Annotated in this window: 19 protein-coding genes, 1 tRNA gene and 1 pseudogene; 10 read left to right on the top strand and 11 right to left on the bottom strand. The window is 61.8% G+C overall.

Translation table 11 applies throughout. The annotated features are described in order from the left end of the window. Positions 1-68 precede the first annotated feature (68 nt). The 7 genes from D769_RS16890 to ispB all read right to left on the bottom strand — a co-directional run bounded on the left by D769_RS16890 (position 69) and on the right by ispB (position 8,137). Positions 69-2,936 carry an SNF2-related protein gene (locus D769_RS16890; protein ID WP_008647269.1) on the bottom strand — a complete coding sequence of 956 codons (2,868 nt, stop codon included), beginning with the start codon at positions 2,934-2,936 and terminating at the stop codon, positions 69-71. After that, positions 2,936-3,997, bottom strand: coding sequence for a Fic family protein (locus tag D769_RS16885; protein ID WP_008647268.1), 1,062 nt, complete (start codon positions 3,995-3,997; stop codon positions 2,936-2,938). The genes D769_RS16890 and D769_RS16885 overlap by 1 nt, the downstream gene beginning before the upstream one ends. A 108-nt stretch (positions 3,998-4,105) precedes the next feature. Beyond that, positions 4,106-5,161: a hypothetical protein gene (locus D769_RS16880; protein WP_008647267.1), complete on the bottom strand. Its 1,056-nt coding sequence runs from the start codon at positions 5,159-5,161 to the stop codon at positions 4,106-4,108. Beyond that, on the bottom strand, positions 5,154-6,020 hold the full coding sequence (locus tag D769_RS16875; RefSeq protein ID WP_008647265.1) for a replication protein RepA: 867 nt from the start codon (positions 6,018-6,020) through the stop codon (positions 5,154-5,156). The genes D769_RS16880 and D769_RS16875 overlap by 8 nt, the downstream gene beginning before the upstream one ends. A gap of 406 nt (positions 6,021-6,426) precedes the next feature. Further along, positions 6,427-6,801, bottom strand: a complete 375-nt coding sequence (locus tag D769_RS16870) for a hypothetical protein (protein ID WP_152415014.1) — start codon at positions 6,799-6,801, stop codon at positions 6,427-6,429. Between the two features lie 202 nt (positions 6,802-7,003). Continuing rightward, a tRNA-Pro gene (locus D769_RS16865) sits at positions 7,004-7,080 on the bottom strand. A 127-nt stretch (positions 7,081-7,207) separates the two neighbouring features. Beyond that, the gene (ispB, locus tag D769_RS16860; protein WP_008647261.1) at positions 7,208-8,137 is read right to left on the bottom strand and encodes an octaprenyl diphosphate synthase; all 930 of its coding nucleotides are present in this window, start codon (positions 8,135-8,137) and stop codon (positions 7,208-7,210) included. 509 nt (positions 8,138-8,646) lie between these two features. On the opposite strand from ispB, the gene rplU reads away from it, so the two are divergent. The 4 genes from rplU (at position 8,647) to proB (ending at position 11,649) form a co-directional block, all read left to right on the top strand. Further along, on the top strand, positions 8,647-8,958 hold the full coding sequence (gene rplU / locus D769_RS16855) for a 50S ribosomal protein L21 (protein WP_008647259.1): 312 nt from the start codon (positions 8,647-8,649) through the stop codon (positions 8,956-8,958). A gap of 51 nt (positions 8,959-9,009) precedes the next feature. Next, positions 9,010-9,270 (top strand): 50S ribosomal protein L27, encoded by a 261-nt coding sequence (gene rpmA / locus D769_RS16850; RefSeq protein WP_008647258.1) that lies wholly within the window; start codon positions 9,010-9,012, stop codon positions 9,268-9,270. 125 nt (positions 9,271-9,395) lie between these two features. Further along, a complete protein-coding gene (obgE, locus tag D769_RS16845; protein WP_008647251.1) occupies positions 9,396-10,493 on the top strand; it encodes a GTPase ObgE in 1,098 nt (365 codons plus the stop codon). 37 nt (positions 10,494-10,530) lie between these two features. Further along, positions 10,531-11,649: a glutamate 5-kinase gene (gene proB / locus D769_RS16840; protein ID WP_008647250.1), complete on the top strand. Its 1,119-nt coding sequence runs from the start codon at positions 10,531-10,533 to the stop codon at positions 11,647-11,649. Positions 11,650-11,731: 82 nt separating this feature from the next. Here the strand turns inward: proB and D769_RS16835 are convergent, their stop codons facing one another. Together D769_RS16835 and D769_RS16830 are read right to left on the bottom strand one after the other, a co-directional pair. Then, entirely contained in the window at positions 11,732-12,337 is a 606-nt protein-coding gene (locus tag D769_RS16835; RefSeq protein WP_008647249.1) for a CNP1-like family protein, read from the bottom strand. Next, a complete protein-coding gene (locus D769_RS16830; RefSeq protein WP_008647248.1) occupies positions 12,330-13,055 on the bottom strand; it encodes an RNA pyrophosphohydrolase in 726 nt (241 codons plus the stop codon). The genes D769_RS16835 and D769_RS16830 overlap by 8 nt, the downstream gene beginning before the upstream one ends. 184 nt (positions 13,056-13,239) lie before the next feature. On the opposite strand from D769_RS16830, the gene D769_RS16825 reads away from it, so the two are divergent. From D769_RS16825 to D769_RS16805, 5 genes are all read left to right on the top strand, one after another. Beyond that, a complete protein-coding gene (locus tag D769_RS16825) occupies positions 13,240-14,961 on the top strand; it encodes a proline--tRNA ligase (protein WP_008647247.1) in 1,722 nt (573 codons plus the stop codon). A 15-nt stretch (positions 14,962-14,976) separates the two neighbouring features. Further along, complete coding sequence (locus tag D769_RS16820; protein WP_008647246.1) at positions 14,977-15,732, top strand: lytic transglycosylase domain-containing protein; 756 nt, start codon at positions 14,977-14,979, stop codon at positions 15,730-15,732. A 4-nt stretch (positions 15,733-15,736) separates the two neighbouring features. Beyond that, positions 15,737-16,618 (top strand): 2OG-Fe(II) oxygenase, encoded by an 882-nt coding sequence (locus tag D769_RS16815; protein WP_008647245.1) that lies wholly within the window; start codon positions 15,737-15,739, stop codon positions 16,616-16,618. 287 nt (positions 16,619-16,905) lie between these two features. Continuing rightward, the gene (locus D769_RS16810) at positions 16,906-18,309 is read left to right on the top strand and encodes a hemolysin (protein WP_241227875.1); all 1,404 of its coding nucleotides are present in this window, start codon (positions 16,906-16,908) and stop codon (positions 18,307-18,309) included. Positions 18,310-18,462: 153 nt separating this feature from the next. After that, entirely contained in the window at positions 18,463-19,101 is a 639-nt protein-coding gene (locus D769_RS16805; protein WP_008647243.1) for a LysE family translocator, read from the top strand. Between the two features lie 93 nt (positions 19,102-19,194). Here the strand turns inward: D769_RS16805 and D769_RS16800 are convergent, their stop codons facing one another. Beyond that, positions 19,195-19,737, bottom strand: coding sequence for a hypoxanthine-guanine phosphoribosyltransferase (locus D769_RS16800; RefSeq protein WP_035884301.1), 543 nt, complete (start codon positions 19,735-19,737; stop codon positions 19,195-19,197). 65 nt (positions 19,738-19,802) lie between these two features. Beyond that, complete coding sequence (ffh, locus tag D769_RS16795) at positions 19,803-21,194, bottom strand: signal recognition particle protein (RefSeq protein ID WP_008647241.1); 1,392 nt, start codon at positions 21,192-21,194, stop codon at positions 19,803-19,805. Between the two features lie 117 nt (positions 21,195-21,311). Here ffh and D769_RS32705 point away from each other — a divergent pair. After that, positions 21,312-21,439 (top strand): annotated as a pseudogene (locus tag D769_RS32705) (inner membrane protein YpjD); the annotation flags it as partial.

Here is a 21,439-nt window from a genome sequence, read left to right as displayed (position 1 = left end):
CCTCTTAGATTTCTGCATGAAGCATTCTCTGGAACAGGTTAGTTCTTGGATTAATTTGCTGTCAGGCATTACAACAGCTCCCATTCAACGGTGAACAGGGTTTGCTCTTGCACCTCCTGCTGCAACTTTAATTCCAACTCATTAATCAGCTCGTTGCGCTCAGCCTCAATCGCATCTTGGCGGTTGAAAAGCTCGCGCCGCAGCTTGGTGCGCTTGGTCTCAAGTTCCCTTTGTTGCTTCTGCCATGAGAGCTTCTCCTCCAGCGTGGGGGCGCTGGCTGCTGTGCGACGTACTTCCTTGATCTGGCGGTCGATCTCTTTGATCTCCTGCTCAATGCCCAGCTTCAAGTCATCTGCCCACGCATCGAGCTTCTGGACTTCCTGCTCGAAGTAGCCCAAGTTGCGCTGGTTGATCTCGCGGAGCACGGCAGACATCCGAGTCGCTACGTCTTCGCGAAGTTTGGCGACATCCGGGCCAATCTGGTCGGCAGGTAGCGTTCGCGCGGGCAAGCGCAGGAGCTTTTCGGGGTCGTCCTCCGCAAGGGGCTGTCCGTCTGAGGTGATAGCTGCCACCACCAGACGCTGTTCTGCGTTTCCGAGGGCTTCAACAGACACAAGCTTCAAGGTCAGCCAGCCGGTCTTGCCACGATAGGGCTTCAGGGTGCTGACTTGGATGCCGTGCGCGTCGTAGTCGAACACGAGGCGCGAGCCCGCGAGTACGCGGCCTTTCGCCTTCTCTGTCACCCACTCGGCAAGCGGATGACCGATGCGATAGAGATGTGAGTCGCCAGAGCGGCGGGGCAACTCATAGCGACCGAGTTCAACGGCATTCAGGGTGTCGGCCGGCAGCTGTCGCAGGACGAAGCCGTCGTCATCGAAAGAAGCGCACTCGCCAAGCTCCGCTCGCGTGAGTTCGAGCAGCATGTTTTCGTATTTGCTGCGTGCCGCACGGCTATCAGCAGCACGCACGCGCAGTTTGTCCTGGACTTCTTCGTCAAAGTTCTCAAGCAGGATTTGCCGGGTCTTGACCATGGCCTCGTTGATCTCGCCGGACAGGTCCCGCTGCAACTGCTCGAAGCTGGCCTTGATCGCATCTGGGTCACGGCAGTTTTGATAGATGTCCGCGATACGCCGCTCGAAGTCCACGCCGGAGCCGATGGCGCCCAGCACCTCGTCGCTGGCACCAAACACGCCTTCGAAGAGTTGGAACTTTTGGTCCAGCAGCTCGTAGACGCGGGCGTCGGCTTCATTGCTGCGGTCAACGAAGTTGACCACCACAACGTCAAACTTCTGTCCGTAACGATGGCAGCGACCGATACGCTGCTCGATCCGTTGCGGGTTCCATGGCAGGTCGAAGTTGATCACCAGCGAGCAGAACTGGAGGTTGATGCCTTCAGCGCCTGCCTCGGTGGCAATCATCACCGTGCCGCGCTCTTTGAAGTGCTCTACCAGGGCCGCGCGCGTGTCGGCCGTGCGCGAGCCGGTGATCTTGTCGGTGTCCTGGTGGCGCTTGATCCAGTCCGCGTAGACAGCCTGGGCTCGGGCGTCGCTGTTCGTACCGTTGAAGAGCACGATGCCTTCGCCGTACTGCGTCTTCTCTAGGAGCGAGAGTAGGTACTCCTGAGTGCGCTTGGACTCGGTGAAGATGATGGCCTTCTTGGCGGCTCCCAACCGCTCAAGTTCGGCGAATGCCTTGTCCAGGGAGGTCAGCAGCGCGGTGCCCTTGGCGTTCTCGCGGATGTTGGTTGCCAGGGCCTTGAAGTGCCGTAGCTCGGCGATCTCCTGTGCAACAGCGTCGCGCTGGGCCGCGGGCGATGCGTCTGTAGTCGCAGCGCTGCCATCCCACTCGTCTGCGGTTTCGTCGAGTGACTCGTAATCGTCGTCGAGTACCTCAGCCAGATCGGGGACATCGGGCGATGCTTCGAGCTCGCCTTCCAGGCGCTTGGCCATGGTTTCCAGGGCGCCAGCAATTGCGTGTGTGGACGACGCCAGCAGCTTCCACAGTACGAGCGAGATAAGCTGCCGCTGGCCCTCTGGCAGGGCTTTGAGGTTGGGCCGGCGAAGGTAGTCGGCCACCAAGTTTGAGAGTTCGCGCTCTTCAGTCGAGGGGGTGAACTCCTCCACCATGGCTCGCCTCGCCGTATATGGCACGTACTGCTGGACTTGCCTGCGCAGCGTTCGCTTGCACACGGTCGCAAGCCTGGAGCGCAGCACAGCGAAAGCCTGCTCACGGGGTTGAGCGGTGAACTGCGAGCGGAAGCTGTCGATGTCGCCGAACACACGGTCGTCGATCATGCTGACAAGGCCGTAAAGCTCCAGCAGCGAGTTCTGCAGAGGTGTGGCGGTCAGCAGCACCTTCGAGTGAACGTGCGCCAGCGCCTCCTTCAGCGTCTTGGCGATGACGTTGCTGGTCTTGTAGACATTGCGCAGGCGGTGGGCTTCGTCCAGGACCACCAGATCCCACTCGACGGTCTTGATGTCATAGGCCTTGGCCTTGGCGAACTGGTACGAGCAGATGACGGGGCCTGTTGCGCCTTGGAACGGGTTGCGGCGGTCTTGCTTGCGAAGGGAGTTGTAGCTCTTGGCTTCTAGCAGAACACCCTGCAAGTTGAACTTGTCTTGCAATTCCTGATGCCATTGCTTACGCAGGTTGGCGGGCACGATGATCAGGATGCGACGGCGGCGCTCAGCCCAGCGCTGGGAGATCACCAGCCCTGCCTCGATGGTTTTGCCGAGACCCACTTCATCAGCCAGGATGACGCCGCGCGATAGTGGATTTGCACACGCGAACAAGGCCGCCTCAACCTGATGGGGGTTGAGGTCAACTTGCGAGTCCACCAAGGTGGAGGCCAGCGACTCGACAGAGTCGCCCGCCGCGCGTCGGGTCAGCAGCCAGGCGTAGTACATGCTTTGATACGGCGTCAGCGTCTGTTGCATCAGGCTTTACCCTCCGCCTTGATCAGCGACCATTTCGCGCCGCGTCCCTTTCCCGTTGGGGCAATTAATCCCTCAACCTTCATGGCCCGCAGGATTACTCGCACCATGTCGCGGCTGACGCCGGGGCAGGCTTCTTCGATCTCCGAAATGGAGAACGGCAACTGGCGCTTGAGAATTTCTGCGCGAACGCGATCCCCCTTGGCGCCCCTTCCGCGCTCAATGGTGCCCACGCGCTCCTCGAATTCTTTGTAAGCGCGCAGCAGAGCCCCCCAGAAATAGTCGAGCCACGGGGCGATGTTGTGAGCCGCTTCGTGCCAGCCTTGAGAACTGGCTTCCAGCGTTTCGTAGTAGCTTTCCTTTGACTCCTCGAAGATGCGCTCCAAGCTGATGAAGCGGCCCACTGCATAGTCAAAGTGATAGAGCAATTGCAGGGTCAACAGGCGTGCCATGCGGCCATTGCCATCCGGGAATGGGTGAATGCACAGGAAGTCGAGGATGGCCAGCGGCACCAAGACCAACGGATCGGCCAGGTGCTGATCCAGCGCAGTGCGGTAGCGACTGATCATGTCAGCCATCGCCATGGGTGTCAGGTACGCAGCAACAGGACGGAAACGCACCCTTGAACTGCCGTCAGGATGGCGCTCAATGATGTCGTTGTTCGTCGCCTTCCAATGCCCGCCAGGCTGAGGCATGTAGCGGTACAACACGCCATGGAGTTGCAGCACGGTGCCCTCTGAAAACGGCATCTGGTCGCCGCTTTCATGAATCAGGCCCAGGGCATCGCGATACCCTGCCACTTCTTGCTCGGACCTGCTCTGCGGCGTGGCATTTTTCAGCACCAGAGACTTGAGCCGATGGGCCGCGACGACCACGCCTTCCAGCCGGTTGGACGACTCGGTGGACTCAACCACAGCAACCTGCCGCAGGTCACTCAAGACCTCAGGCGACTGCGCCACGAAAAGCTGCTGCTTACCCCTGTATTCACCCAAGGCGCGCAGCGTCGCCAGTTGCTGAGCGTCGAAGCGCAGCTTGGCGAGGTAGTCTGGCGAGAGTGATTGCATGCAGCGGCTTCCGAGTAGGCAAGAATGGGGTAATGCTAATGCAAATAAGGGTATATCGAAGCCGATTTACCCCAATTTCTGATTGATTACCCCATTCGGCTATCACCGTCAGCTCACTGGCCCAGGTTCGTCTGGCTTGTTCAGGGCAGCCGGGGCTGCTGCGTCTTTCACAGGGCGCTCAACCTCGATGCTCACTGGCTGCAACAGATACCCCCGTCTGCCCTGTGATGCCGTGCCGTAAAGCTTTTGAGTCTTGGCAGACAGGTGGCCAAGCCCGCGACTGACCGCACCAGCGTCACCAACCCGCTTGACATCCGCCGCCCACTGGTGTCGCAGGCAGTACGCCGTGATCGCCTGCGGGTGTGCGGGCCAAAGGCTGGCGGCCAATCGGCGCACCTCCACAGAGAAGTTGCCCGCGTGGTCGATCTGGACGACCATGGGCGTTTGCTGAGAGTTGCTCAACACCCCCTTGAGCATGAGCACCAGAGGGTGTTCATCGTCTTCGGCATATCGGATACGGCGGATGGGCTGTCCTTGCATCTTCTTGACTTTGGTCCCGTCGATCACGATCTCGATCAGTGATTGCCCAGTCACTGGGCTGACCACTCGCGAGACCTCAATCCCCCTCTCCAACTCGGACGGGCGACACCCGCTCAAGGCTGCCAGCAACAAGGCGTCGGCGTACCGGCCTGTGCTGCCTCGATGACACAACTGCTCCCGCCAGTCTGGGGGCAGTCCGCCCAGGGCAACTCGTTTGCTGCGGCGCCGCGCCCTCTGGCCCACCAGACCCTGCCGCCTGAGTTCAATCACCGCTTGGATGTGGTCAATCTGCTCGTCGAGCAAGCGCAGCCACTTCTGAGCCAGCTCTGGTGTCACCGGCTCCACGATGCTGTCCAGCAGTTCCAGCTGCCTCGACTGCAAGGTGAAACGCAGTGCGGCGATGCGCTTCTGGAATGTGGTTGGGCGTCGGGTGTCCGACACGGCACCGATCAGCCCACCATCGGCCGTTTTGGCACGCGTCAGCAAGGTCTGGGCGAGCCGCAGGTAGTCGTGTTCGGTGTTTGGTGAGCGACCGGTTCTGCGATTGCGCTCCGAGGCGATCTGTTGAATCAACTCGGTGGAATGCAGCAGCTTGGCCTTCAAGTCTTCGATGAGGTCACTCATTCGAGCCTCCCTTCAGCTTGGCGACAGGGGGCGGTGAGGCGTGCAGTGCCAGGCCGCCGTCGAAAGGCTCGACCTTCGCCTTTGGGTAGACCATCTGAACCTTGTGAAGGCCATGCAGGAACCCTCGTCGGAAGGTCTCCTTGGCATGCAGCCCTTGAGGCTGATGGGCAAACTGTCCCATCAGCGCGGCCCACGGGATAGCGACGGGGCCACCTTGGATGCGGTGCAGTCGGTAAGCCAGCCAGGTGTAGATGTCCAAGGCCAGAGCCGAGCCCTTCAGCGCGGCGAGGGCACGGCCATCCAGCGGGACACCGTGTTCCAGCAGCTCAGCGTAGAAGGGCTCAGACAACACTAGCAACCCTGGCCAACGAGACGTTGCCCCAAGCGTTCGCGGGTGCCACGCTTCAAATTGCTGTACTGGCAGGCTGTTGAACGTACGCCCCTGGAATCCGAGCTGCAAACGACATGCAGCCAGGGCATGTATCTGCTTGCGGAGCATCCTGTAACGGTGCCCCTGAAGGTCGTAGCCGAGCATGTGCAAGAACTCGGCGGCGCTTCGCCCAATGTCAATTTCGCGTGTTTTGTAACGCAGGGCAAGCGTCGAAATGCAAGTCAAGGCCAGCCTCGCCGTGGCGCCGTACGGCACGGGTTGCGAAACTGGCCCTGTCCCCTCATCCAGAAAGCCTGCCTGAACACTCAGCCACGCTGCGCCAAAACTGTGCCGGAACTCTCTGTCCTTGACCTCGCTACGCGGCAAACCGATCTGGGTCAGGATGGAGTGACAGAACATCAGCTCATCGCCCCCGGGGGCATCAGAGCTGATGATGACATTGGCGTCGATCAGCTTCGAATCGGTCATTGGCCCCTCCCTTCTTCAGGGGCACGGGCTGCCGAGGTTTGAGCCCACCGCTCGCGAGCAAGCTGCTCGACTTTGGTGGGGCGACCACGTGGGCGCCTCGAAGGTGGAGGCTCAGCGGGACGATTGGATTCGATCCAGGCCAGCACTTCGTGCTCCCACCAGCACAAGCGCCGACTGTGCGGCATCTTGAACGGTGCGGGGATCAGGTGCTGGTACTTCTTGTTGGTCGCGCATGTCCTGATCGTGGTTGCCGTCTTGCCGATCAGTGCGGAGAGTTCTTCAATTCGAATGCATCGAGGGATGCCACCGCTCTGGGTGGCCGGACGTTTGGTCATTTTCTTCACCATCGCGAAGCGTTGGGCGACACGGTCGCCTTAACAGCGCTTTCGAGCGCTGCGACGCAAATTCAGCGATGGACGGCTCGGGGCGGCGGCGTCGCCCGGAGAGGTGAGACCGAGAAGAAGCGGCGGGCCAGTGCATTCCACCGAACGCGGGCACCTTCGTGGTACGGCTCGTTCTTTCGACGAACCAACTCGTCATGTGCTGGCGACCAGATGAAGTAGATGGAAGCCAGAATGCCCACGATGCACATGGTCACGGCCAAGGCCAGCGCGTGATTCACCAGTCCGCCAGTGATGCCGGAAAAAATCGAAGGCGCCAAAAACATGAGCACCATCAGGATGCCCATGATCGCGCAGCAGCGAACAGCCGCACGCATCCCAGCCTCTCGGTATTTCGTGAGAAGCTGTTTGGGAATTGGGGTGAACGGTGCGAGATGCATGGCTGTTCGTAACAGTACAGATCCATGCAGAGCCTGTCAAAGGCCTAATCTGCGCGCCACCAGTGGTTGCATTCATGCCCATTCAAGTCTTGGGACAAATTTGGGACACTGAGTCCGGAAATTTGCTTTGAAACGACATTCATGACGATTCAAAGAAAAAAGCCCAAGTGCTTGATTCACTTGGGCTTTTTGGTGTGTTTTTTGGTCGGGGTGAGAGGATTCGAACCTCCGGCCTCTACGTCCCGAACGTAGCGCTCTACCAGGCTAAGCTACACCCCGATTTCTGGTTTGCCGCAGCAACTTGCGTTGTCAGCAGCAAAGAACAAAAGTTTAGCAGCGTTTCTTTCGGATGGGAAGAGGGGGCGAGAAGATTTGCGCCGCCCTCAGCTTTGCCTTTGCGCCACTCTTAGCTTTGCCGTTGCAGCGAGAACGCGCACAGATCGATCAGCGTCTGCTTGAGCGGCGAGTCCGGGAACTGCATGGCGGCCTTCTCCGCGGCCTCTGCTTCACGCTGGGCGGCTGCGAACGTCACATCGAGCGCGCCGCTGGCGTGGATCGCCGAGAACACGGCATCGAAATGCTCGGTGCCGCCTTGCACGATGGCGTCGCGCGCCAGTTCGCGCTGCTGGGCCGTGCCATGTTCGAGCAGGTGCAGCAGCGGCAGCGTCGGCTTGCCTTCGCGCAGGTCGTCGCCCGCGTTCTTGCCCATCTGCTCGGCGCTGGCCGTGTAGTCGAGCATGTCGTCGATCAGCTGGAACGCGGTGCCGATCCGGCGGCCGTACTCCGCTGCGGCTTCTTCCATCTCCGCGTCCGCGCCGGCGAGCACCGCGCCCAGTTGGGCCGATGCCTCGAACAGCTTGGCGGTCTTGTAGCGGATGACCTGCAGGTAGCGCTCCACCGTGACTTCGGGGTCGTGCATGTTCAGCAGTTGCAGCACTTCGCCTTCGGCGATCACGTTGGTGGCGTTGGAGAGGATCTCCATGATGCGCATGCTGCCGGCTTCCACCATCATCTGGAAGGCGCGCGAATAGAGGAAGTCGCCCACCAGGACGCTGGCGGCGTTGCCGAACACCGCATTGGCGGTATCGCGGCCCCGGCGTAGTTCCGATTCGTCGACCACGTCGTCATGCAGGAGCGTGGCGGTGTGGATGAACTCGACTACCGCGGCCAGTTCGTGGTGGCGATGGCCTTCGTAGCCGAACGCGCGCGCGGAAAGCAGCAGGATGACGGGGCGCAGACGTTTGCCGCCCGCCCCGATGATGTACTCGCCGATCTGTTCGATCAGCGGCACCTCCGACGACAGGCGCCGGCGGATGACTGCGTCAACGGCGCGCATGTCGGCAGCGACCGGGGCAAGCAGGGCAGTAGCGGAAGACTGGGACAAGATGAATCACCGTTGCGCAAAACCCGAGGATTATATGCGATGCGGGTGTGCGTTTGGCTGTTGCGGGTAGCAAGCTGGAAGGGATTGTCAGGACGGGATGTTGCCGTGGCGCAATTTTCTGCGTGGTCACGCTTCTATAATCCGGCCATGAACAAGTCACGCGTATCCCGTCGCCCCGTCCGTCGCGCCGCCTGGTGGGTGGCTTTTGCGGCATTGGCCGGGTACCTGCTAGCCGACCTGACCTGATCGTCCGGGCGTTGGAAGTGCCGCGATCGCCTCAGGGGGTGCGCTGGCAGGCTATCTCATTGTTTTCTTTGCAGTTTTCCCGCAGCTGGTTTATAATCACCGGTTCTTTCGGTCGTGTTTGTCACGCGCACCGTCTGCGGCGCACGAAACGGCGCCGGTTCCGGGGCTCCCGGGGCAGCATTCAACGTTTCAACTCAACATCGAGAGGTTCGACAATGTACGCGGTCGTAAAAACCGGCGGCAAGCAATACAAGGTTGCTGCTGGCGAAAAACTGAAAGTAGAACAGATACCGGCTGACATTGGCGCAGAAATCACGCTGGACCAGGTGCTCGCAGTGGGCGCTGGCGACCAAATCAAATTTGGTACGCCGCTGGTGAGCGGGGCTTCCGTCAAGGCTACCGTTATCGCCCAGGGTCGTCACGACAAGGTGAAGATCTTCAAGATGCGCCGTCGCAAGCACTACCAGAAGCGTCAGGGCCATCGTCAGAATTACACCGAACTGCGCATCGAAGCCATCGTTGCCTGAGCCTCGGCTCGGACACAGGCTTAATCGCAATAGGTCAACAGGAGTAAAGACATGGCACAGAAAAAAGGCGGCGGTTCTACGCGGAACGGCCGTGATTCGGAATCGAAGCGTCTGGGCGTGAAGGTGTTCGGTGGCCAGGCCATCAACGCCGGCGGCATCATCGTTCGTCAACGCGGCACGCGCGTGCACGCTGGCGAGAACGTGGGTATCGGCAAGGACCACACCCTGTTCGCGCTGGTGGACGGCCACGTGCAGTTCGCCGTCAAGGGCGCTGCCAAGAAGCAGCAAGTCAGCGTCGTTCCGGCGGCCTGATACAGCCTTTGCAGCACGAAGGCCCCGCAGTGACTGCGGGGCTTTTTTGTTTTCTGCCAAGATAAAATGTCGCTGGCCCGTCGCGGGCCGGCGGCGACAAGCCCGAACCACCACGGAAAACCAACATGAAGTTCATTGACGAAGCCCGTATCGAAGCGATCGCCGGCAATGGCGGCAACGGAAGCGCTTCGTTTCGGCGCGAGAAATTTGTGCCCTTCGGTGGCCCCGATGGCGGTGACGGCGGCCGTGGCGGCAGCGTGTTCGCACAGGCCGACCGCAACATCAATACGCTGATCGACTTTCGCTACGCCAAGAAGCACGTAGCGCGGAACGGCGAAAACGGCCGGGGCTCGGATTGCTACGGCGCGGCGGGCGAAGATGTCACGTTGCGGATGCCCGTGGGCACGCTGATCTCCGACATGGACACCGGCGAAGTCATCGCCGACCTGACCGAGCACGGCCAGCTGGTCTGCCTGGCCGAAGGCGGTATGGGCGGCTGGGGCAATCTCCACTTCAAGTCGAGTACTAACCGCGCGCCGCGCCAGCAGGTCGACGGCAAGCCGGGCGAGCGCCGCATGCTCAAGCTCGAACTGAAGGTGTTGGCGGACGTCGGTCTGCTCGGCATGCCCAACGCGGGCAAGTCGACGTTTATCTCGCACGTGTCGAATGCACGTCCGAAGGTGGCCGACTATCCGTTCACGACGCTCCATCCGAACCTCGGTGTGGTCCGTGTGGACCATGAGCAGTCGTTCGTCGTTGCTGACATTCCGGGCCTGATCGAAGGCGCCGCCGAAGGCGCCGGTCTCGGACATCAGTTCCTGCGTCACCTGCAACGTACCGGGCTGCTGCTGCATATCGTCGACATCGCACCGTTCGACGAGAATGTCGATCCCGTTGCCGAGGCCAAGGCCATCGTCAACGAACTGAAGAAATACGACGAGACGCTGTACGACAAGCCGCGCTGGCTGGTGCTGAACAAGCTCGACGTGGTTCCGGAAGAGGAACGTGCCGCGCGCGTGAAGGATTTCGTCAAGCGCTACAAGTGGAAGGGGCCGGTGTTCCATATCTCGGCCCTGACCGGCGAGGGCTGCCGCGAACTGGTCTACGCGATCAAGGACCATCTCGCCGCGCTCAAGGCAGAGGAAGCCGCCGCGCTGGCCGAGCCCGATATCCGCCTCGACGACCGCCTGCATAACGTCGATCGAGACGACAGCAAAGCGTAACGCACTACAACAAGGCACCACGGAGACAGGACCCGCCATGCAATCGGTCATCGCCCAGGCAAAACGCATCGTTGTCAAAGTAGGTTCGAGTCTGGTTACCAACGACGGCAAGGGGCTCGACCACGATGCCATCGCGCGCTGGGCAGCACAGATCGCCAAGCTGCGTGGCACGGGCAAGGAAGTCGTGTTGGTCAGCTCAGGCGCGATTGCCGAAGGGATGCAGCGACTGGGCTGGGCGCGCCGGCCGAAGGAAATCCACGAACTGCAGGCCGCTGCAGCAGTGGGCCAGATGGGCTTGGCGCAGGTCTACGAAAGCCAGTTCGGCCGATATGGCATCCGCACCGCGCAGGTGCTGCTGACGCACGCTGACCTGGCCGATCGCGAGCGCTATCTGAATGCCCGCTCCACGCTGCTGACGCTGCTGTCCCTCGGCGTGGTGCCGATCATCAACGAGAACGACACGGTCGTCACCGACGAAATCAAGTTCGGCGACAACGATACGCTCGGCGCGCTGGTGACGAATTTGATCGAAGGCGACGCACTGGTGATCCTGACCGACCAGCGCGGGCTCTACACCGCTGATCCGCGCAAGGACCCGAATGCCGAGTTCGTCCATGAAGCGCTGGCTGGAACGCCCGAACTCGAGGCCATGGCCGGTGGCGCAGGCTCGTCCATTGGACGAGGCGGCATGCTGACCAAGATTCTGGCGGCCAAGCGGGCGGCGAAGTCTGGTGCTCATACGACGATCGCCTCGGGTCGTGAGGCCGATGTGCTGGGCAGGCTGGCTGCTGGCGAGGCCATCGGCACGCAACTGCTGGCGCCGACCGGTCGTCTGACGGCGCGCAAGCAGTGGATGGCGGATCACCTGCAATTGCGCGGCCGCGTGATCATCGACGCGGGCGCTGTAGAGAAGCTCACCAGCGGTGGCAAGTCGCTGCTGCCGATTGGCGTGGTGGAAGTGCAGGGCGAGTTCGCTCGTGGCGAGGTCATTGCGTGCGCCAGCCCGGAGGGGAAGGAAGTGGCGCGCGGCATCACCAACTATTCGAGCGCCGAAGCCCGCCTGATTGCACGCAAGCCGTCATCGGAGATCGAGTCGGTGCTGGGCCATCTGAACGAGCCCGAACTGATCCATCGCGACAATCTCGTGCTGGTCTGAGCGCGAGGCAGTTACCCACGAACCCATGAAAAACGGCGGGGCCCGCAAAGGCCCCGCCGTTTTTTTACGCTCGGATTACCGCTCAGCGGCTAGGCGCGTACGCCTTCAGGTCGCGGATCAGCTTGTCCGCCTTGCCCGCCACGGTTCGACCTTCGCAGAAGTAGTCCGTCGCCAGCGTGGCAGCGTAGGCATTGCGCACACCCGTTTCCATGCGGCGCCACATGTCGCGGTCCTCTCCCCGGTTGGGCACCCACTCGGTGGCGCCCTTGGGCAAGGTGGCGTAGAGCCTGCGCTCGAACGCATCGCAACGGATGCCTTCGTAGGTCACGTTGCGCCCACCACCACTGCTCGTGATAACAACCGTGAATCGGACGACGTTGTCGTCGCCCACGGAGACCGACTTGGGGTCTACCGCGAAGCGGAATGAACTGCCGCCGTTCACCGAGAACGGGATCAGATCTTCGTCACGCGGCAGAGCGGGCAGGGTGGTCGCCCCTTCCTTGAATGGCTTGTCCGCGAACGGGTTGAGCCAGGAACTGGCCGGTTGGCCGTCGCCAGTCGGGGTGTCGGCCGCCTGTTCTTCGTCCTTGGGCAGGCCCTTGTCGGTGGTCTTGCAGGCCGACAGCGCCAGGCAGACTGCTGTCAGCAACAGGCCGGCGCGAATGTGCCGGCCGCTGAAACTAATCATCGGAACTCCGTTGAGTGGATGCCGGACTGGCCGGCGAAACGGGCGCGGTCGCGAGATCGCCATGTGCCGCTTCCTGCACGGTCGCCTGAATGGTAACCGATGCCGTGACCGAGACGCTCACCTCGGTTACGGTGGTCTCCTCGAGCGGCACGGGCCTCGGTGGCTGTCCCTGGTCGCCATGCCGGCCAGGGCCTCCGTGGTGGCCATGGTTACCATGGTTGCCGTAGGGGCTCAGCGGCACGCGTCCACGGTTCAGGAAGCGCGATAGCTCGGTCAGCGCCATCTGGTAGACGTTGCGCTTGAACTCGATGACGGCGTCCAGCGGCACCCAATAATGGCTCCAACGCCAGGCGTCGAACTCAGGATGATCGGTCGCGCGCAGGTGGATGTCGCAATCGCGGCAGACCATGCGCAGCAGGAACCAGATCTGCTTCTGGCCCCTGTAGTGGCCGCGGATCTCGCGGCGGATGAACTTGTCCGGCACCTCATAACGCAACCAGTCGCGCGTGCGACCGACGATCCTGACATGCTCCGGAAGCAGGCCGACCTCTTCGTGCAGTTCGCGGAACATGGCCTGTTCCGGCGTTTCGCCGTACTTGATGCCACCTTGCGGAAACTGCCAGGAGTGTTCGCCGATTCGCTTGCCCCAGAATACCTCGTTGCGTGCGTTGATGAGGATGATGCCGACGTTCGGGCGAAAGCCTTCACGATCGAGCATGACTGCACCTCGAATCCTTTAGAATTACGACGATTATAAAGGATGCGCGCGGGTCGGCCTGATGGCGGGAGTGCTGGTTTTCCCCGACCGGAAGGGCAGTTTCCGGCGCGTCCGGCCCAATGGATGCCGCATCGCGGCGCGGTCGGGATGCCAGATGGCGCCCGGCCTTACGAGAAAGCAACGGATGAAAGCCTCGCAATTCTTCATTTCCACCCTCAAGGAAGCCCCCGCCGACGCGGAAATCGTGTCGCACAAACTGATGATGCGGGCCGGCATGATCAAGAAGCTCGGCGCCGGCATCTATAACTACATGCCGGTGGGCCTGCGTGTTATCCGCAAGGTCGAGAACATTGTTCGCGAGGAAATGAACCGCGCTGGTGCCGTGGAGCTGTCGATGCCGGTGATCCAGCCTGCCGAACTCTGGCAGGAGACCGGCCGCTGGGACAAGATGGGGCCCGAGCTGTTGCGCCTGAAGGATCGCCACGAGCGCGATTTCGCGGTGCAGCCCACTTCCGAGGAAGTCGTCACGGACATTGCCCGGACCGAAATCCGCAGCTACAAGCAACTGCCCGTCAACTTCTACCAGATCCAGACCAAGTTCCGCGACGAGCGCCGTCCGCGCTTCGGCATCATGCGCGGCCGCGAGTTCACGATGAAGGACGCCTATTCGTTCGACCGTGACATCGACGGCCTGAAGGCGTCGTACCAGAATATGTACGACGCGTACGTGCGCATCTTCCAGCGCTTTGGCCTGGAATTCCGCGCCGTGGCGGCCGACAACGGCGCCATCGGCGGTTCGGGCTCGCACGAGTTCCACGTGATCGCCGATACCGGCGAGGACGCCATCGTCTACTGCCCGACGTCCGACTACGCCGCCAATATGGAAGCGGCCGAGGCGCTGCCGCTGCTGGCAACGCGCGCCGCGCCGGCCGAGGAATTGAAGAAAACCTCGACGCCCGAGAAGGCCAAGTGCGAGCACGTCGCCGAATTCCTGGGCATCCCGCTGGAACGCACGGTCAAGTCGATCGTGCTGGCCACCGACAGTGACGCCGGGGCCCAGATCTGGCTGCTGCTGATCCGTGGCGATCACGAACTGAACGAGGTGAAGGCGTCGAAGGTGCCGGGCCTGGTTGACTTCCGCTTTGCGACCGAGACTGAAATCGTCGATACCTTCGGCTCGCCTCCGGGCTACCTCGGTCCGATCGGTCCGAAGAAGCCGGTCAAGGTGGTGGCGGATCGTACCGTCGCCAACATGAGCGACTTCTGCTGTGGTGCCAACGATCGCGACTACCACTACACCGGTGTGAACTGGGGCCGCGACCTGCCGGAACCGGCCGTGGCGGACCTCCGCAACGTGGTGGCTGGCGACGCCTCGCCGGACGGCAAGGGCACGCTCGACATCTGCCGTGGCATCGAAGTGGGCCACGTGTTCATGCTCGGCACGCGCTATTCGGAGTCGATGAACGCCACGTTCCTGGACGAGAACGGCAAGACGCAGCCGATGCAAATGGGTTGCTACGGTATCGGCGTGACCCGGATTCTGGGCGCCGCCATCGAGCAGAACTATGACGAGCGCGGCATCATCTGGCCGGCGGCGATCGCCCCGTTCGCGGTGGTGGTGTGCCCGGTTGGCTACGATCGCAACGAGGCCGTCAAGGCCGAGGCCGATCGCATCCACGCCGAGCTGCTGGCTGCGGGCGTGGACGTGATTCTGGACGACCGTGGCGAGCGCCCGGGCGTGATGTTTGCCGACTGGGAGCTGATTGGCGTGCCGCACCGCGTGGTGGTGGGTGACCGTGGACTCAAGGAAGGCAAGGTCGAGTACCAGGGCCGCCGCGATGCCCAGGCCACCCCGGTGGCGGTGGCGGATGTGGTTGCGCACGTGCGCGGCCAGCTGGCTGCCTGATCCGCGTCCTCGATCATGCGCATTCCCGGCCTGCCGACGCGCAACTGCTGGTCCGCCTGGGCTGGCGGTTTGCTGTGCGCGACGCTGATCGCGAACGCCCATGCCGGCGCGCAGAAGGAGGAGGCGCTTGCTGACTCAGTGCGCGGGGCATTGGCGGCCGCGATCGCCGACAACAGGCCGGTGCGCCCGGCCTTTGCGTCCGGGTCGGAGCGCCTTGGCTACCTGAAATGGCTCGGCGAGATGTCGCGCCGGCTGGAAGCTCGGATTCCCGAGCCGCAGGTACGCGTCGAGCTGATCGAAACCGTCTACTACGAATCCAAGCGCGCCGGCCTGGAGCCGTCGCTGGTGCTTGGGCTCGTGCAGGTGGAAAGCAACTTCCGCAAATATGCGATCAGTTCGGCCGATGCGCGCGGACTGATGCAGGTGATGCCATTCTGGGTGCGCAGCATCGGAGATGGCGACACGCGCAAGCTGTTCCATCTGCAGAGCAACCTGCGCTATGGCTGCACGATCCTGCGTCATTATCTCGATCGCGAGAACGGTGACCTGTTCCTGGCGCTGGGTCGCTACAACGGCAGCCGCGGGCGCCCCGAGTATCCAAACGCGGTGCTGGCAGCATGGAAGCGGTGGCAGTATTCCGAGGCGACTGTGACCATCGCGGGGGATCCGGATCCCGCCGCGGTCACCCCGGCACCCATGCGACGCGCGCTGCCGCCGGAATCGCCCGCCCGCAATCCGTTCTCGCCGCAACGTCTTGCCAATCCGTCATGAAGTCATGAAGCGCGATTCCCGCGCGGGGTACAGCGCGTCTTCGCCGGAGCTGGAGCACTGGCTGACACGCCATATCGCGCAAGGCTTCGATGCCGAGTCGCTGGTGCTGTCGATGCTGCGCTCCGGCTACGACGCTGCGTTCGCGCGCGACACGGTCAGCGCCGCAATAGGGCATCCTCAGGCCGCTGCCAGTGCGGCAGCGCCCGCGCCCGTAGCGAAGGCTGCCACAACGCCAACGGTCACCGGTGGCAACGCCTTCCGCCACAAGGATCGCGAGATGCCGGTCCTGTTCAGGCTGGAGTCGCCGCGCATCCTGTTGCTGCAGAACCTGCTCGATGACGCCGAATGCGATGCCGTCGTGGCGCTGGCGCGCGACCGCCTGCAGCGTTCGCCCGTGGTCAATCCGGACACTGGCGACGAGAACCTGATCGATGCGCGTACCAGCATGGGCGCGATGTTCCAGGTTGGCGAACATGCGCTGCTGCAACGTATCGAGGCGCGGATCGCGGCCGTGACGGGCTGGCCGGTCGAGCACGGCGAAGGCTTTCAGGTCCTCAACTACAAGCCTGGCGGCGAGTATCAGCCGCATTTCGATTTCTTCAATCCCAAGCGTCCCGGCGAAGCGCGCCAGTTGCGCGTGGGCGGACAGCGCGTTGCCACGATGGTGATCTACCTGAACAGTCCGGCCTCTGGTGGTGCCACGGCATTCCCGCGCATCGGGCTCGAGGTGGCGCCGGTGAAGGGCAATGCGGTCCTGTTCAGCTACGGCCTGCCCGATGGCGCGCTCGACGAGCGCACCTTGCACGCGGGTTTGCCGGTGGAGGCGGGCGAAAAATGGATCGCGACCAAATGGTTGCGCGAGCATCCCTACCGCAGCAGGGGCTGAACCTGCATTCGCAAGGTAGCTGAATCGCTTGCCTTTGCGTGCTCATGATTTTCCTGCAATTAGTGAAATTGCCAGATATATGTAATCTATGATTATTGATCTGGCTTCATGTTTTAAATAAATCACTCTCATAAAATCGCAAGACCCGCTTGAGGTGGTAGCTATGTGGCGATTATTTGGATTTATTTCAATAAATCAAATGATTGGCTTAATGGTGCGATCGCCTCTGGTATGGGTTTGTCAATCGTATTATTGCGAAAGGTCGATTTATGAGGGTGATATTACCATTGGTCGCATTGATGTTGTCATCGGCGGCCAATGCCGTGGTTATTGATGAAGATACTTTCAAGCGGCATGGCGGCGATACGGGAAATGTCGCTGCATCCATTCGAAGCGCCAGCGAAAAACTACGTGGGTACAGTTATGCAAAGCCCTGGCTGACCATTGGACGGATCAACGGATGCACGGCAACCTGGCTCGGCAGCAAGAATGGCTGGGCCTATTTCCTAACGGCCGCACATTGTGTTCCCTATTCGGCAACGGAAACGCCTGTACAGCTAACGTTCAACGGCTGGGACGGCAGCATCGTGGCCTCCGGACTGGGGATCGCCTATGTGCCCAAGGAGCGCGTCAAGGTTCCTGCCTACATGGGTGGGGCTTCGACGGATGTCGCCATCGTAAAGCTTCCGCTGACCAATCCGCTGAAAGACAGGGCAGGGATTCCGGTGGAGAGGCCGATTCTGAACGACAGGGAGGACGAGAAAGACCGGGCTGTCATGTTTGTCGGCTATGGAGTCTGGGGTGTAGGGCTGAACGAAGGCTATGGGCCGGAAAGCGGCGCCAGGAGACTGTACGGCCGCAGCAAGATCACGTCGATTTTCGAGAGCGACTACGGCATCGGGGCAAGCTATAAACCGGTTGGTCCTTCAGCCAACTGGGCCCGTGTCGCGGCTGGAGACAGCGGTTCGGCATGGTGGCAGATCAAGGATACGAAGCCCGTGATCGTTGCCACCACAAATGGCGGTCATTCGAAACTCTCGACGGGTGCCCGCATCTCAAAATATGCGAACTGGATTCGCTCGATTTACCCGGAAGCCCGCTTCCTCTCGGAGACCCGTCCGCAGGGCTGCATTGTCAGCCTGAGGAACGGTGCAAAGTACTGTCTCGAGGTTGGACAAAGGTCGGACTACAGTCTGCCCGCCTGGATTTACGCGCACGATGTCTTTGTACAGGCGGATAGCGGAGTTTCGGTCATGCTGTCTGACTGGGATAACCTTTCCTATAACCGACTGGCGGAGTTTGTCGGTACCGTGGAAAACGACAAACTGCGTGCCGTCAAGGCCCACAACGGAGAGACGCTGGATTTCTCAAAGCCACGGGCGATGCGTGTCACACATAGTACCCGCCCCTTGGGCTGCATCGTCAGTCTGATCTCGGCCGACAAATACTGTCTTCCGGCTGGCGAGCGCTCCGGGTACTCGCTGCCCGCGTGGATCTATGAGCACGATGTTATGGTCCAGGCGGACCCTGGCATCGGGGTCATGCTGTCTGACTACGATAACCTTTCCTATAACCGATTGGCAGTTTTCAGTGGCGTCGTTGAGAACGAAAATATGAGGAAGGTGAAAGCTTACGACGGACAGACGCTGGACTTTTCAAAGCCGCATTCCATGCGGGTAGTCCAGCAATAATCATTGGGCTGACGGCTGCCCCGTATAGCCGGTTCGTCAACTGTCATGGTGACGAGGTCGGTCAGTACCGGTCCTTTCTTGGCAAAGTGTGCCGGTACTGTATTGATGAGTCTGCCTAGACTGGGTGTACTCGGCAATTCCTGATGTACATCCATGACTTTTCCAGCCTTTCTTCCCAATCTGGCCGCCGGCTCTGGTGTGCTGCTGGCCTTTTGCGCATTTGCGCTGGTCTCGTCCATCACCCCCGGCCCCAACAATACGATGGTGCTCGCGTCCGGCGTCAACTTTGGCATCGCGCGCACCGTGCCGCATCTGCTCGGCATCAGCATCGGCTTCTCGGTCATGGTGGCGCTGGTCGGCCTGGGGCTGGGTTCGATTTTCACGGCCTGGCCGTGGATGTGGGACCTGCTGCGTGTGGTGGCCACGGCCTATCTGGTGTGGCTGGCGTGGAAGCTGGCGACGGCTGGCGGCGTGCAGGACCGCGAAGTGGCACGGCCGATGAGCTTCCTGCGCGCGGCCGCATTCCAGTGGGTGAATCCGAAGGCGTGGGTGATGGCGGTGGGGGCGTGCAGCACCTATGTGCTCGACGCCAACATCTGGGTCAATGCCCTGGCAATGGCTTGCCTGTTCGCGGTGATCAACCTGCCCAGCGTGGCTACGTGGGCGGTGTTTGGTGCTGCGCTGCGCAGCCTGCTGGCGCGGCCGCGCGTGTTGCGCGTGTTCAATGTGACGATGGCCCTGATGCTGCTGGCCTCGCTGCTGCCAATTCTCGGCGCCCACCCGCACGGGTAGTCACCAACAAAACGATTCTGGCGTCGTAGCGCGGCCTTGGTCAGTCCACTTGTACTGTCTGCGGCCGCGCCCTTGCAGGGCACGCCCTAAGAATCAAACCAGCGCGCGGATCGCGCCCAGGTTACGCCAGTAGCCCTTCACGTCCATGCCGCAGCCAAAGACGTAGCGGTCTGGTACCTGGAAGCCGCAGAAGTCCGGGTGCATCGGCTTGATCTTGGTCAGCGTCTTTTCGCACAGCACGGCGGCGTGGCATTCCTTGGCGCCCATGTCCATGATGCGCTGGCGGATGGCTGCCATCGTCTCGCCTTCGTCGAGGATGTCGTCGAGCACCAGCACCACGCGGTCCTTGACCGATTCGCGCGGCGCCACGCGCCATTGCATCTCGCCACCAACCGTCTTGTTGTTGTAGCGCGAGAGGTGGATGTAGTCGAATTCCAGCGGGAACTGCAGCTTGGGCAGCAACATGCCGGTGAAGACGACGGCGCCGCCCATCACGGACAGCACCAGCGGAAACGTGTCGCCCATCTTTTCCGTGATGTCGTGGGCCATGCGGTCCAGCGAGTTCTGAACTTCCTCGGCGCTGACGATTTCCTCGGAGTCGAGCCAGAGTTCGCGGGCCTGTTCAGCGGTCATCATGATCGTTGTCCTGTTCTTGTCTTGCTTGTCTTGCGGGGGGCTGGTGGATGGTGTCTTGCCGCTGGTCAGCGGTTGAACAGGCCCTTCATGCCACCCTTCATCGCGCCCATCTGGCGCATCATCTTCATCATGCCGCCGCCCTTGAGCTTCTTCATCATGCCCTGCATCTGGTCGAACTGATTGAGCAGGCGGTTCACTTCCTGCACCGGCACGCCGGCGCCAGCGGCGATGCGGCGCTTGCGGCTGGCCTTGATCAGATCGGGTTTGGCGCGCTCGGCCGGCGTCATGCTGTTGATGATGCCTTCCATGCGGCGCACCTGCTTTTCCGCCTGGTCCATGTTCGCGCCCTGCGCCTGCGCGGCGAACTGGGCCGGCAGCTTGTCGACCAGGCTGCCCAGGCCGCCCATCTTCTTCATCTGGCCGATCTGCGCCTTGAAGTCCTCGAGGTCGAAGCCCCCGGTCTTCTTGATCTTCTTGGCCAGCTTCTCGGCGGCTTCCATGTCCACGCCGCGCTGGGCTTCCTCCACCAGTGCGAGGATGTCGCCCATGCCCAGAATCCGCTGGGCCATGCGGTCGGCATAGAACGGCTCCAGGCCGTCGAGCTTTTCGCCCACGCCGACGAACTTGATCGGACGCCCGGTGATGTGACGCACGGACAACGCCGCGCCACCGCGCGCGTCACCGTCGAGCTTGGTCAGGACCACGCCGGTCAGCGGCAACGCGTCATTGAACGCCTTGGCCGTGTTGACCGCATCCTGGCCTAGCATCGCATCGACCACGAACAGGGTTTCGGCGGGCTTCAGTTCGGCGTGCAGCGCGGCGATCTCCTGCATCATCGCCTCGTCGATACCCAGTCGGCCGGCCGTATCGACGATCAGCACATCGTGATAGTGCTTGCGCGCCCAGTCGAGCGCGGCACGCGCGATCTCCACCGGCTTCTGGTCGGGCTGGGACGGGAAGAAGTCGACGCCAACCTGCTCGGACACAGTCTTGAGCTGGGCGATAGCGGCGGGGCGGTACACGTCACACGAGACCGTCAGGACCTTCTTTTTCTTGTTTTCCTTCAGCCACTTGGCCAGCTTGCCCGAAGTGGTCGTCTTGCCGGCGCCTTGCAGGCCGGCCATCAGGATGACCGCTGGCGGCTGGACGTTCAGGTTCAGTTCGTTGGACTTCTGGTCGCCAACGGCTTCATCGCCGCCGATGACCGCCGTCAGCTCGCGCTGCACCACGCCCACCAGGGCCTGGCCCGGCGTCAGGCTGGAGACGACGTCCTCGCCAAGGGCCTTTTCCTTGACGCGGGCAATGAATTCGCGCACGACTGGCAATGCCACGTCGGCTTCGAGCATGGCAAGGCGCACTTCGCGCAGCATCTCGGCGGTATTGGCCTCGGTCAGTCGGGCCTCGCCGCGCATGGTCTTGACGACCCGCGCCAGGCGTTGAGTGAGGTTATCCAGCATGGCAGGAAGAGGGAGGAAAATCGGCTTGAGAGCGGGGCGCAGGTGGTGCCGTGGCAGCATTGTGGCGGGAATCCACCAGCGAATCCACCGGCATTGGCACTAAGGTAAACTGCGCAAATGGCCATTGTACTGTATGCCTTGACGGCACTTCTCTACTGCGGCCTGGCCTTTCATGGCTGGGCGACCCGCAACCCGCGACTGGCGGCGGCCGGCGGGGCCACACCTGGCCATCCGGGGCGTCCCGG

The sequence above is a fragment of the Cupriavidus sp. HMR-1 genome (genome assembly GCF_000319775.1).
Classification (GTDB): Bacteria; Pseudomonadota; Gammaproteobacteria; order Burkholderiales; family Burkholderiaceae; genus Cupriavidus; species Cupriavidus metallidurans.
This window is presented reverse-complemented; position numbering and strand designations above follow the sequence as displayed.

Bases quoted from the DNA above. Each gene is read 5' to 3' on its own strand.
- D769_RS16825 (WP_008647247.1), top strand. From the start codon at position 13,240: ATGAAAGCCTCGCAATTCTTCATTTCCACCCTCAAGGAAGCCCCCGCC.
- proB (WP_008647250.1), top strand. From the start codon at position 10,531: ATGCAATCGGTCATCGCCCAGGCAAAACGCATCGTTGTCAAAGTAGGT.
- D769_RS16830 (WP_008647248.1), bottom strand. From the start codon at position 13,055: ATGCTCGATCGTGAAGGCTTTCGCCCGAACGTCGGCATCATCCTCATC.
- D769_RS16870 (WP_152415014.1), bottom strand. From the start codon at position 6,801: ATGCATCTCGCACCGTTCACCCCAATTCCCAAACAGCTTCTCACGAAA.
- D769_RS16800 (WP_035884301.1), bottom strand. From the start codon at position 19,737: ATGATGACCGCTGAACAGGCCCGCGAACTCTGGCTCGACTCCGAGGAA.
- D769_RS16890 (WP_008647269.1), bottom strand. From the start codon at position 2,936: ATGCAACAGACGCTGACGCCGTATCAAAGCATGTACTACGCCTGGCTG.
- rpmA (WP_008647258.1), top strand. From the start codon at position 9,010: ATGGCACAGAAAAAAGGCGGCGGTTCTACGCGGAACGGCCGTGATTCG.
- D769_RS16880 (WP_008647267.1), bottom strand. From the start codon at position 5,161: ATGAGTGACCTCATCGAAGACTTGAAGGCCAAGCTGCTGCATTCCACC.
- ffh (WP_008647241.1), bottom strand. From the start codon at position 21,194: ATGCTGGATAACCTCACTCAACGCCTGGCGCGGGTCGTCAAGACCATG.
- D769_RS16815 (WP_008647245.1), top strand. From the start codon at position 15,737: ATGAAGCGCGATTCCCGCGCGGGGTACAGCGCGTCTTCGCCGGAGCTG.
- ispB (WP_008647261.1), bottom strand. From the start codon at position 8,137: ATGCGCGCCGTTGACGCAGTCATCCGCCGGCGCCTGTCGTCGGAGGTG.
- D769_RS16875 (WP_008647265.1), bottom strand. From the start codon at position 6,020: ATGACCGATTCGAAGCTGATCGACGCCAATGTCATCATCAGCTCTGAT.
- obgE (WP_008647251.1), top strand. From the start codon at position 9,396: ATGAAGTTCATTGACGAAGCCCGTATCGAAGCGATCGCCGGCAATGGC.
- D769_RS16805 (WP_008647243.1), top strand. From the start codon at position 18,463: ATGACTTTTCCAGCCTTTCTTCCCAATCTGGCCGCCGGCTCTGGTGTG.
- D769_RS16885 (WP_008647268.1), bottom strand. From the start codon at position 3,997: ATGCAATCACTCTCGCCAGACTACCTCGCCAAGCTGCGCTTCGACGCT.
- D769_RS16820 (WP_008647246.1), top strand. From the start codon at position 14,977: ATGCGCATTCCCGGCCTGCCGACGCGCAACTGCTGGTCCGCCTGGGCT.
- D769_RS16835 (WP_008647249.1), bottom strand. From the start codon at position 12,337: ATGATTAGTTTCAGCGGCCGGCACATTCGCGCCGGCCTGTTGCTGACA.
- rplU (WP_008647259.1), top strand. From the start codon at position 8,647: ATGTACGCGGTCGTAAAAACCGGCGGCAAGCAATACAAGGTTGCTGCT.